The following is a 12,164-nucleotide window of genomic DNA, read 5'->3' as shown; positions in this document are numbered from 1 at the left end:
CCAAGCACAATGCTGATTATTAGTTTAACTATTATTGCCAGTTTATTTTATGTGTTAGCAACGTCTCACGTGCTTTCACGCCTGTTTCATCAACAAGGCCCAAGCCAAAAAGTAACTGTTATTTTAAGCACAGTTGCTATAGTGGCGCACATGCTGCTGTTAGTTAACTCTGTTTTTAGAGCCGACGGTCAAGATTTAAGTATCGTAAACGTCGCTCTTTTGACGTGCTGGGTGATTGTGGTCTCGGTGACGGCTGTCTCGCTAAAATTCCCTGCAACTTTATTGTTGCCCGTTGTTTATGGTTTTGGTGCCTTACTAACCATTGCCAGTTTATTTATACCTCATCATATTTTATTGCAAAGTATCAATATTGAGGTGGGTTTAGTAACGCACATCTCTTTATCTTTGTTAGCCTACTGTATTTTAATTATCGCTACTTTATATGGTGTACAGTTTTACTTTATTGATAAACGTTTAAAACGTAAAGATTTAGCAATTGTGCATAGCCATCTTCCGCCTTTAATGGTTGTGGAGCGCCAGCTTTACCAACTTCTTAATTTAGGCACTATATTACTCACATTTGCATTACTTTCAGGGTTTGTATTTCTTGATGGAATGTTCGCTAAAGAGTTCATTCATAAAACAATATTGTCGTTAGTTGCGTGGGCTATTTTTGCCGTTGTTGCTATTGGTCATATGAAAAAGGGTTGGCGCGGTAAACCGGTGGTTATTACAATCATGGTCGCTGCATTTGTCCTCACACTCGCTTATTTTGGCAGCCGTTTCATACAAGAAGTGATACTAAATAAGTTTTAACTTGACTCTGCTTGCTCACTCTAGCTTAATACGCATTGATTTATAAGAAAAGGATCCATCGTTGGACGACATATCGACAAGTACCCTATTTATCATTTTAGGTTTTTTGGTGCTTTTTTCTGCTTATTTTTCTGGTTCAGAAACCGGAATTATGTCAATCAATCGTATACGCCTGCGACACCTTGCTAAAGAGGATCATCGTGCAGCTAAACGAGTCAGTAAATTACTTAGCCGTCCAGATAGGCTCATCGGTTTAATCTTAATCGGTAATAACCTTGTTAATATTGCAGCAGCCCAAGTTGCAACCATTATAGGTATTCGCCTTTACGGTGACCTCGGTATTGCAATAGCTACAGGTGTGTTAACTTTAGTCGTGCTTATATTTGCTGAAGTAACCCCTAAAACCCTTGCTGCTCTTTATCCTGAAAAAGTTGCCTTTCCAAGCTCTATTATTTTAAAAGGGCTACTTAAAATAATGTTCCCTTTTGTGGTTGTTATTAACTGGATGACCAACGGAATATTGCGATTATTTGGTATTAGTGCCGCACAAATCGACGAACACAGCATGAGTAAAGAAGAATTAAAAACAGTACTCAATGAGTCAGGCGCACTTATTCCTGCTCGTCATCAAAGTATGCTGACTTCAATTTTAGATTTAGAACAAGTAACCGTTGAAGATATTATGATCCCACGAAACGAAATTGTGGCCATTGATATTAATGACGATTGGAAGCTAATTAGTCGCCAACTTACCCATGCACAACATACTCGTGTGTTGTTGTATCGCGATAATATAGATGATGCAGTAGGTTTTATTCACTCACGTGATGCGCTTCGTCTACTTACAAAAGAGCAATTTGATAAACCATCTTTGCTACGAGCTGTACGTGAAATTTACTTTATCCCTGAAGGAACATCACTAAATACTCAGCTATTAAAGTTTCAGCAATCTAAAGAACGCATAGGCTTAGTGGTAGATGAGTATGGCGACATCCAAGGCCTAGTGACCCTAGAAGATATTTTAGAAGAAGTTGTTGGCGATTTCACAACTACGCAAACTCGTACGCCGAGCGAAGAAGTAGAAACACAAACTGATGGCTCATGTATTGTGGATGGCGGCGCTAACGTACGCGATTTAAATAAAGAAATGGGTTGGGATTTCCCGCTCGATGGACCTAAAACTTTGAGTGGTTTAATTGTTGAATACTTGGAGAATATTCCTGATGCAAATATTAGTTTGCGTATCGCGGGATATCCTATTGAAGTACTCGAAGTTAAAGAAAATATGATAAAACAAGTGAAGATACTGCCGAATAAGCGTTCTCGCTAAATAAAAAAGGAGCCAATTGGCTCCTTTTTTATATCCATTAATAACTATCTAGCCAAATATAAGACGTTCAAACCAACCTTTATCAAGCTCTTCTTCGCAGTGTTTTAATTGCGTACCATAACGGCTCGCTCTGTGCTTAACTTTGTTCGCAACACCCATTAGCCACTTTTTCTTTTTGTACGTGCCACGCTTATACCCACCCCAACCTTCATGATAATTAAGGTATTGTGCGTAAGCATCCCATTTAGATATTTTATTTACTTTATGCGTTTTATAAACAAACCACGCCATAAAGTCGATTGCATCGTCAAAGTCGTCTCTATCAGCACCGTTGTTGCCTGTTTCACGAATATAATCAGACCATGTTGGTGTTTTAGCTTGCGAGTAACCATAGGCATCACTTGCGCGACCGGTAGGAATTATCCATAAGAAGTACTCCATAGGCGGAGCGGCATCATGCTTAAATGAGCTTTCTTGGTACATCATACTCATGAGTACATGCTTGGGAGAACCCCATTTTTCTTGTGCATCTTTTGCGTCGAAATACCAATCTGGCTTTTCTTCAAAGATTTTACATAAATCGTTAGGTTGCTTTGGAGGTGCTGTAGCACAACCGGCTAAAGTAATGGCGAGAGATAGGATAATTGCATTTTTTTTCATTTTTCTAAGATCTCACAGAACTTTTTTATAAAGTGTGGGTCTGACTCAATGAATGCAGCAGTACAGCATTAATTCATCCCTGAATATATTTACGCAGCCAACTTAGGCTGCGTTTTTTTTTGCTTAAATGTTGCTAAATACCAAGGTTATTTACCGTCAAAATACGCATCTAAAAACGCGGTAAATGACTGGGTATCTGCTTGCTCAATTGCAGCTTGTGCTTCGTTAGACTCTACAACTTGTTGTTCCAGCCAAGGCTTTAAAAACTCGCTGTAGTCAGTATCTGCGTGGCTTTGCTTATATTTACTAGCCAATGCTAGTGCAAAGTGGCCGTTGTCTAAACCAGACTCTTTTAATTGTGACACGTAACGTCCAGAGTAAGTAAGCTCTGGATTATGTATCCACGTTGCCATGCGCTTTATAGTATCTGAGTAATAGTTAACACCATAAGCATTATCCATCCATTTAGCGACATCTGTAAGCTGGGTAAATATTTCATCGCCCCACGACTGAAGGCTACGCTGTGTGTTATTAAAGTTAAGCATTAGCCCTTCTTCTCGACCTTGGTTTACTACTGTGTCGAGATTTTCAGTACTACGTGCTTGTTCTTTCCAATCCATTGGAGCTGAATCTTTTAATAAACAATATGTTAAAAACACATCTAAAAAGTGAATTTGCTCAATATCAATACCAACTTCGCTAAACGGGTTAACGTCTAATGCGCGAATTTCTACGTATTCAATGCCTGCTCGAAGCAATGCATCCGTTGGCGTTTCGCCACTTTTCGCATTGCGCTTAGGACGAATTGGCGAGTAAAATTCGTTTTCAATCTGCAGAATATTTTTATTTAACTGCTTAGGGTTTTCACTCTTGTAGTCATCAAGATCACCATAAATTTCTGATGGTGTGTTGATTGCTTTTTTAAGGCCCGCTACATATTCATCTAACGAGTTATACATTACGCGTAGTGACGACTGAGCGCTATTTGTATAACCTAAATTACCTAAACGCAGTGCTGTACCAACTTCTAAATAAAGCGTGCCTTTACCTAGTTTTTTAAATGGTAAGTCAGTTTTTCGACCTTGCAAAAATGAGTTACACAATGCTGGCGATGCACCAAACATGTAACTTATTAGCCATAGTTCGCGTTTAAAGTTACGAATAAGCGATAAGTAGCCTTCTGAAATAAAATCTTGAAGGCTTGCATTGCTTTTTTGTAAAGAATGAAGTGACTGCCAAAGCGTATCTGGGAATGAAATATTAAAGTGAACACCTGCAATTGCTTGCATCATACTACCGTAGCGATTTTTTAATCCTTCACGGTATAGTGTTTTCATTTGACCAGTATTTGAACTACCAAACTGAGCTAGCACTATATCGTCTTGGTGCTCAATAAAACACGGCATGCTAATGGGCCAAAGTAGTTCATCGCCCATTTTTTCTAGAGTGAACTTTTGAAGGTCTTTTAATTGCTTAAGCGTTTGCGTTGACGATTCACTAACTGGAGTAATAAATTCAAGTAAAGACTCAGAAAAATCAGTTGTGATATGGCCGTTAGTTAACGCACTGCCCACACCTTTTGGGTGACCTTGAGGTGATATTGCACCATTATCTTGTATTCTTAGCGACTCTCGCTCTATGCCACGTTTAATGCCTTTAACTGCATGTTGGTGCTCATTTACTGATAACGCTTCAAGTGCGTTAGCTAAATCATGTGTTGTCAAAAAATCTTTCCTCGGGCCACGTGGCTTAATCATAAGGTTATGGGGGCTAATTACTTAGACTCAAGATTAATACCAATTTTATTGAAAATATGATCATTCTATCGCATTAAATAGCGCACTCACTGCGTTAAAAATTATTCATATAGAACAACTATATGTCATAATTTTCGCCTTGTTATTGTGCTATTTTCTTAGCGCTATAATTGATCACTTATTTAATGCAACTGGTATAAATTGCTAGAACAATATAATTTTTCTAAGTTAATAATTATTTACCCACTCTATACATGCGCTCAATATGACCAACATCATTATATTAAGTCGTAATATTGCCATTGCTCTGGGCATTATACAAATGCTTTAAATGCGTATTTAAGTATAAATTAAATACGCAAAATATAAGCCTAAAATAATAGACCGGAACTTATTTAAAATGAGTTCAATTCAGCTACTCGATATTTAAATTTGATCTAGATCAATAAAAACAATTATTTGCCTTATGAGCATAAAAGGAAAGACGCTATTTTTTGCTTTGTAGTGTGTAACCAATATAATGACAGCAACAATAAAGGATGATAATAAACATAATGCACAATGATAAAAGCTTAAAAAATGAAGAAGTATACTTTGATGAGTCACAAGAGCTTGTTTCTACTACCGACCTCAAGGGTGTAATAACATACGTCAATCAAGAGTTTTGCTCTGTAGCAGGTTATAGCGTACAAGAGCTTATCGGTCAGCATCATAATATTGTTCGTCACCCTGATATGCCAAAAGCGGCCTTTAAAGAAATGTGGGCAACATTAAAACAAGAGCACTCGTGGCGCGGCATGGTTAAAAACCGCTGTAAAGATGGCCGTTATTATTGGGTAGATGCCTTTGTAACCCCTATTTTTGAGCATAACCGACTTGTTGGTTATCAATCAGTAAGAACCAAAGCGAGCTCACAGCTTAAACAACGCGCACAAAACCTTTACGACAAAATAAATACCAATAAGTCATTATTTAATCTGCGGGAGCACACTGGGATAAGACAAAGTATTACTTTTGTATGCCTATTACTTTGGCTAATTTTTACCGCTGTTGCGGGCTCAATCACTATAGCTGCAATTAGCCTATTGATGTGCGCCTTAGTTATTGCGCTAAATTATGATGAACTCATTGTTACTCCTAAAATATTACGCGATCAAAAAGCAAAAGCCGATTCGGTTTCTCGTTATATTTACAGCGGCCACACTCCTCACAGTGTAAGCGACTATAGAAGGCAAATGCTAAGCGCAAAATTGCGTACAGTTCTTGGCCGTATGAAAGATTCCACACTAAGCTTTAATAGCATCGCGACTGATCTAGACAAACAATCAACCCTTACTGAAAAAGGTATTGCTTCGCAAGGTGAACGTTTAGAACAAATTGCATCTGCGATGACCCAAATGAGCTCTACCATTGGTGAAATATCAGTAAATACCGCTCAAACAGCAGATAAAGTAAATAACACCCATCAGAGTTGCTCTGAAATAAAAGACCACATTGCCGATAATAGTAAAATGGTATCTGATTTAGCTTTTCAAGTAGAAGAGGCTGCGACCACAGCCACCAGCTTAGCCTCTGAAGCTGATAAAATTGGTAAGGTAATGAGTGAAATAGAAGGAATTGCCGATCAGACTAATTTACTTGCCCTTAATGCGGCGATTGAAGCCGCTAGAGCAGGAGAACATGGCCGAGGCTTTGCTGTAGTCGCCGATGAAGTAAGAACTCTCTCGTCACGTACTCAAAATGCCACAACACAAATCCATAGCTCTATCAAAGAAATACAAGATACTTTATTTAGCTGGTCTAAAGTAATGCAACGCACTAAAACACAAGCCGATAACTGTGTTCTGACAACTGATAAAACCCAAGTTGAACTTGAGGGGATTTTTATCCAAATCAGTGAAATATCTCATTTGGCAATACAAACATCATCGGCTGCAGAAGAGCAACAAATGGTTAGCAACGACATTAGTAATAATGTTTCGCAAATTAAAGACTTTGGCGATAACAACTTAAGCTTGAGCTTTAATGTGGCAAAAGGAGCCGCTGAACTTGTTGAAGGTTCACGTAGAGTGAACGATTTATTACTAACCTTTAAAGTTTAAAAGTTTAAAAAACATAAAAAAGCCGCTATTTTAGCGGCTTTTTAGTTTAATTATTTACAATTAGCGTTTGGAAAATACAAGTCCGTCGTCATTTGCATCAATGACAATCACGCAACCTGGTAAGTAGTCTCCATTAAGTAATTTTTGTGCCAGCGGGTTTTCAATCGTTTGTTGAATAGCACGCTTAAGCGGACGCGCACCGTAGACAGGATCAAACCCACTTTCTGCAATTCGCTCAAGAGCAGCATCACTTATTTCAAGCAAATACCCCATTTCTGTTAAGCGCTCACGTAATTTCATTAACTGAATATCAGCTATTTCTTTTATATGCTCGTTAGCTAATGGGTGGAACACGACAGTCTCGTCGATACGGTTAATAAATTCAGGCCTAAACTCATTAATTAATACTTCCATTACTTTAGCTTTAAGGGTCGTATAGTCATTATTACCCGCTTGCTCTTGGATAATATCTGAGCCTAAATTTGAGGTCATGATAATAACGGTATTTTTAAAATCAACAGTTCTACCCTGCCCATCAGTTAATCGGCCGTCATCTAATACTTGCAGTAAAATATTAAACACATCCGGATGTGCTTTTTCTACTTCATCAAGCAATATAACAGAGTAAGGTTTACGACGTACTGCCTCGGTTAAATAACCGCCCTCTTCGTAACCCACGTAACCTGGAGGAGCCCCTACTAGACGTGCAACTGAATGTTTTTCCATAAACTCAGACATGTCGATACGCACCATGGCATCTTCGGTATCAAACATAAAACCAGCCAGTGCTTTTGTCAGCTCTGTTTTACCCACACCTGTTGGGCCTAAAAATAAGAAAGAACCAATAGGGCGATTAGGGTCTGCAAGCCCGGCACGTGAGCGTCGTATTGCGTTAGAAACAGCAACAACCGCTTCATCTTGCCCTATTACTTTACTGTGTAACTTATCTTCCATTTGCAGCAGCTTTTCACGCTCACCTTGTAGCATTCTTGCAACAGGAATTCCTGTCCAGCGAGACAGTATTTCAGCAATTTCATCCTCACCTACTTGGTTTTTAAGCAGAGTCATTTCTTGCATTTCGGCTTGTGAGGCTAAATCAAGTTTTCGTTCAAGTTCTGGAATTCGCCCATATTGCAGCTCTGACATACGCTGTAAATCACTTGCTCTTCGCGCTACATCTAAATCTAATCTTGCTTGTTCAAGCTCGGCTTTAATTACTTGCGTGCCTTGAAGTGATGCTTTTTCAGCATTCCATATCTCGTCTAGCTCACGATATTGCCCATCAAGGTCGGTGATCAACTCTTGCATTTCAGCTCGGCGTTTTTGACTTGCTTCGTCTTTTTCTTTCGCTAGCGCATTATCTTCTAACTTTAGCTGGATGATACGGCGTTCAAGCTTGTCTAACGATTCTGGTTTGGAATCAATTTGTAATCGAATTGAAGAACCCGCTTCATCTATTAAATCAATCGCTTTATCGGGTAACTGACGGTCACTAATGTAACGATGAGATAACTGCGCCGCAGCAACAATCGCGGGATCAGTAATTTCTACTGAATGATGTAACTCATATCGCTCTTTTAAGCCACGTAATATTGCAATGGTATCTTCAACAGATGGCTCTTCAATAAGTATCTTTTGGAATCGACGCTCAAGGGCTGCGTCTTTTTCTATATATTTACGGTATTCATCAAGCGTGGTTGCGCCAACACAGTGTAATTCACCGCGTGCTAATGCTGGCTTTAACATATTGCCTGCATCCATGGCGCCGTCACTTTTACCTGCACCTACAATAGTATGTATTTCATCAATAAATAAAATGACCTGGCCTTCTTCTTTAGCCAATTCGTTTAATACTGATTTTAAACGTTCTTCAAATTCGCCACGGTATTTAGCTCCCGCAACTAGTGCTCCCAAATCAAGCGATAAAACACGTTTGTTTTTTAATCCTTCAGGTACTTCACCATTAATAATACGCTGTGCTAACCCCTCCGCAATCGCCGTTTTACCAACACCTGGTTCACCGATTAATACAGGGTTATTTTTAGTACGGCGTTGTAGTACCTGAATCGTTCGACGAATTTCGTCATCGCGACCAATAACAGGATCAAGTTTGCCCTGCTCTGCTCGCTCCGTTAAATCGATGGTATATTTTTCAAGTGCTTGGCGTGTTTCTTCCGCATTTGGATCGTCAATCTTTTGACCACCACGAATCGCTTTGATCGCAGCTTCAATTTTAGTAGAGGTAATATTTAACGACCTAAATATATCGCCAAGCGGTCCTTTATCATCGCATGCAGCCAGTACAAATAACTCACTTGAAATGTATTTATCTTTGCGTTTTTGCGCGTATTTGTCGCATAGGTTAATAAGTGAAGCCATATTGTTTGATAGCTGCACGTCGCCACCTACGCCCTCTACTTTAAATAGTTTTTCTATTTCTTGAGAAAGCTTGGTGTTGAGTTCGTCAGCGCTGACACCCGTTTGTGCAAATAATGCACGTACACTAGAGCCACTTTGCTTTAGCAATGAATACATTAAATGTACGGGTTCAATAAATTGATGATCGCGACCAAGGGCTAGCGATTGCGCATCAGAAAGCGCAGATTGAAATTTACTTGTAAATCTATCTAAACGCATGGTGTTACCTATTAAATAATCTAATTGCTTAATTAATGGGTATGTTTAGGTGTTTGTTCAAGGTGTAGGGGAAATATAATGATTAAAGATGTGAATTACTTGCGCCAGATCAAACTAGCCATACGTCCAGTTTGTCCATCTCGTCGATAAGAAAAAAATAAGTCACTTTGAGAGACTGTGCAGTAGTCGCCACCCGTAATATTTTTAACGCCTTGCTGGGTAAGTAAAGTACGCGCAATACCATAGATATCAGCAAGATATTTACCATTAGCTTGTGGTGTAAATGCGTGAATAAATAAAGGGGACCTTTTTTGAAATAACTCAAACACTTCAGCCCCAACCTCAAATCGAGTTGGCCCAATTGCAGGCCCTAGCCACGCATTTATATTTTCACACTTTGAGCTAAAACATTCCAAAGTATTTTTAATAATTCCCTGCTCAAGCCCTCGCCAGCCGCCATGTATAGCTGCAACTTCCTTTTCATCATCACTGACTAATAAAATAGGTAAGCAATCGGCGGTCATGATAGCCAAAGGCTGATTTAATAACTGAGTATAAAGCGCATCAGCATCGTGTAACTCATCAAAATCAAAATATTCATCAACAATAACAACATTAGAGCTATGAATTTGATTTAGCCACACGGCAGGTTTAGGTAGGAGATTTGTTAATAATGAGCGGTTTTTTGATACATGATTTTGATTATCACCAACATGGAATCCCAAATTAAAACTTTTAAATGGGATTTTTGAAACACCACCTCCACAAGTAGTACTTAATGTTCCTACTTTATGAAGGTTTTGCCATGTCGCTGACAATAAGTGCATTATCTATCGATATCAGGATTAGCTTTGGTATCTTCACGTAATGCGAGTGTCATAGCAACCATATCGTCTGGGATAGGTGCTTGCCATGTCATCATTTCACCCGTGATTGGATGCGCAATACTCAATTTTACAGCATGTAGTGCTTGGCGTCTAAAGCTACGAAGTAACTCAAATAACTCAGGTGTTGCACCTTTAGGTGGACGCGGACGGCCGCCATAAGATTGATCGCCAATTAGCGGGTGATTTAAATGTGCCATATGCACACGAATCTGGTGAGTACGACCTGTTTCTAAGCGCAGACGTAAACGGGTATGAGCACGGAATTTTTCAGCAACACGGTAATGTGTAATTGCCGGTTTACCCAGTTCATGTACGGCCATATGCGTACGCTGAGTCGGATGGCGGCCAATTGCTTTTTCAACCATACCACCTGCGGTCATAGTACCATTACACAGTGCTTCATATTCACGCGTGAAGTTTTCACGCTTTTGTAGCGCTGTTACTAAATGCGTTTGTGCTGGAATCGTTTTAGCTACAACCATTAAACCGGTCGTGTCTTTATCTAAACGATGCACAATACCCGCGCGTGGTACGTTAATTATTTCAGGGTAGTAATGTAGTAATGCGTTTAGCACTGTTCCATTAGGATTACCCGCACCAGGGTGAACCACTAGGCCCATTGGTTTATTAATTACCAAAATATCATCGTCTTCATAAACAATGTTTAATTTGATATCTTGTGCTTCGTATTCGCGTGGTGCTTCAATTGTTGTTTCAACACTTACAACTTCACCACCTAGTAGCTTTTCGCGTGGAGTGTTGAAAATTTCACCGTCTACGGTGATTTTATCATCCAATATCCACGTTTTTATACGAGAACGTGAATAATCAGGGAACAATTGTGCTAATACTTGGTCTAGACGTTTACCACCTAATTCGGTTGGAACGTCGGCTTGAAGAGAAATTTGCTCTGACATTAGTAACTTTACCCAATTTACCAGTGCAAGCTTTGCTCGACTGGGTTAGAATCGCTTTTAATAAAAGCATAATATAATACGCATAGTTTACTCGGTTTTACCGACTTGGCCTAGCCGAAGACATCGAAGGTAACAAATAAAATGATAAATAAAATAGGGAAACGTGCATTTGCCATTGTTTTTTCAGTTTCTGTACTTAGTTTAGGCGCTTGTTCGTCTGCTCCAGACCAAGAAGACATTCAACGTGTACCGAATAAATCTGCACACGCTTTATATGAAGATGCAAAAGAAACGCTAGATTCAGGTTTATATGCTCGTGCAATTGAACTTTTGAGTGCAATAGACTCTCGCTACCCGTTTGGCCCATTCTCTAAGCAAGTACAAATGGACTTAGTCTATGCACATTATCAATCAGGTAATACTGAACAAGCACTTGCAACCATTGACCGCTTTATTCGCTTAAATCCAAACCATAAAGATTTAGACTACATGTATTACATGCGTGGTTTAGTAAATATTAAAGCTGATAAAAATGCGTTCCAAGAGTACTTTGGTGTAGATAGAGCCGACCGTGATGCTAACCGTACTCGTGTTGCATTTACTGATTTATCGACATTAGTAAAACGTTTTCCTAAAAGTGATTACGCACCTGAAGCTAAGCGTCGTCTAGTGTGGCTTTTAAACCGCATGGCACGTTATGAATTAAAAGTAGCAACTTACTATTACGAACGTGAAGCTTACTTAGCTGCTGCTAATAGAGGTAAGTTTGTTGTTGAGCATTATTCACAAAGCAGTTACTTAGATCCCGCGCTTGAAATGATGGAGAAAAGTTACGACCAATTAGGTTTAACTGAGCTTAGTGAGCACGCAAAGCAAACACGAAAACTAAATAAAAGAACTAAATAAATAAAAAAGGCGCTTACTAAGCTGTCTCTTGATCACAAGTCTGACTCAAGAGATTTTGCTAAATCGTAGCCTTCCAGGATGGCTTGTAACTTAAGCCATCCTTGCCATAACACTTTCACAGATGCACGCCCTGTGCGCTTGGTATCTTTCCA

General features: G+C 39.3%; 9 protein-coding genes. 4 read left to right on the top strand and 5 right to left on the bottom strand.

Going from position 1 to position 12,164, the window contains the following annotated elements; all coding sequences use genetic code 11:
• Positions 1-9: 9 nt before the first annotated feature.
• Positions 10-816: an inner membrane protein YpjD gene (locus I6F42_RS13835; protein ID WP_024593585.1), complete on the top strand. Its 807-nt coding sequence runs from the start codon at positions 10-12 to the stop codon at positions 814-816.
• A 61-nt stretch (positions 817-877) separates the two neighbouring features.
• Positions 878-2,146, top strand: coding sequence for an HlyC/CorC family transporter (locus tag I6F42_RS13830; RefSeq protein WP_007581396.1), 1,269 nt, complete (start codon positions 878-880; stop codon positions 2,144-2,146).
• Positions 2,147-2,194: 48 nt separating this feature from the next.
• Here the strand turns inward: I6F42_RS13830 and I6F42_RS13825 are convergent, their stop codons facing one another.
• Positions 2,195-2,806 (bottom strand): transglycosylase SLT domain-containing protein, encoded by a 612-nt coding sequence (locus I6F42_RS13825; protein ID WP_197152486.1) that lies wholly within the window; start codon positions 2,804-2,806, stop codon positions 2,195-2,197.
• A gap of 146 nt (positions 2,807-2,952) precedes the next feature.
• Positions 2,953-4,530, bottom strand: coding sequence for a glutamate--cysteine ligase (gene gshA / locus I6F42_RS13820; RefSeq protein WP_010554628.1), 1,578 nt, complete (start codon positions 4,528-4,530; stop codon positions 2,953-2,955).
• Between the two features lie 587 nt (positions 4,531-5,117).
• On the opposite strand from gshA, the gene I6F42_RS13815 reads away from it, so the two are divergent.
• A complete protein-coding gene (locus I6F42_RS13815; RefSeq protein ID WP_197152485.1) occupies positions 5,118-6,665 on the top strand; it encodes a PAS domain-containing methyl-accepting chemotaxis protein in 1,548 nt (515 codons plus the stop codon).
• A gap of 60 nt (positions 6,666-6,725) precedes the next feature.
• Here the strand turns inward: I6F42_RS13815 and clpB are convergent, their stop codons facing one another.
• The 3 genes from clpB to rluD form a co-directional block, all read right to left on the bottom strand.
• Positions 6,726-9,302, bottom strand: coding sequence for an ATP-dependent chaperone ClpB (gene clpB / locus I6F42_RS13810; RefSeq protein ID WP_197152484.1), 2,577 nt, complete (start codon positions 9,300-9,302; stop codon positions 6,726-6,728).
• A gap of 95 nt (positions 9,303-9,397) precedes the next feature.
• On the bottom strand, positions 9,398-10,129 hold the full coding sequence (pgeF, locus tag I6F42_RS13805; RefSeq protein ID WP_197152483.1) for a peptidoglycan editing factor PgeF: 732 nt from the start codon (positions 10,127-10,129) through the stop codon (positions 9,398-9,400).
• On the bottom strand, positions 10,129-11,106 hold the full coding sequence (gene rluD, locus I6F42_RS13800) for a 23S rRNA pseudouridine(1911/1915/1917) synthase RluD (protein WP_007581384.1): 978 nt from the start codon (positions 11,104-11,106) through the stop codon (positions 10,129-10,131). The genes pgeF and rluD overlap by 1 nt, the downstream gene beginning before the upstream one ends.
• A gap of 141 nt (positions 11,107-11,247) precedes the next feature.
• Between rluD and I6F42_RS13795 the strand changes: the two genes are divergently transcribed.
• Positions 11,248-12,012, top strand: coding sequence for an outer membrane protein assembly factor BamD (locus I6F42_RS13795; protein ID WP_002962210.1), 765 nt, complete (start codon positions 11,248-11,250; stop codon positions 12,010-12,012).
• Positions 12,013-12,164: the final 152 nt, after the last annotated feature.

Origin of the sequence: Pseudoalteromonas sp. SWYJZ12, from assembly GCF_015864395.1 — a bacterium.
Classification (GTDB): Bacteria; Pseudomonadota; Gammaproteobacteria; order Enterobacterales; family Alteromonadaceae; genus Pseudoalteromonas; species Pseudoalteromonas arctica.
This window is presented reverse-complemented; position numbering and strand designations above follow the sequence as displayed.

Coding starts and splice junctions, on each gene's coding strand:
- I6F42_RS13835 (WP_024593585.1), top strand. CDS start 10: ATGCTGATTATTAGTTTAACTATTATTGCCAGTTTATTTTATGTGTTA.
- I6F42_RS13825 (WP_197152486.1), bottom strand. CDS start 2,806: ATGAAAAAAAATGCAATTATCCTATCTCTCGCCATTACTTTAGCCGGT.
- I6F42_RS13815 (WP_197152485.1), top strand. CDS start 5,118: ATGCACAATGATAAAAGCTTAAAAAATGAAGAAGTATACTTTGATGAG.
- clpB (WP_197152484.1), bottom strand. CDS start 9,302: ATGCGTTTAGATAGATTTACAAGTAAATTTCAATCTGCGCTTTCTGAT.
- pgeF (WP_197152483.1), bottom strand. CDS start 10,129: ATGCACTTATTGTCAGCGACATGGCAAAACCTTCATAAAGTAGGAACA.
- rluD (WP_007581384.1), bottom strand. CDS start 11,106: ATGTCAGAGCAAATTTCTCTTCAAGCCGACGTTCCAACCGAATTAGGT.
- I6F42_RS13795 (WP_002962210.1), top strand. CDS start 11,248: ATGATAAATAAAATAGGGAAACGTGCATTTGCCATTGTTTTTTCAGTT.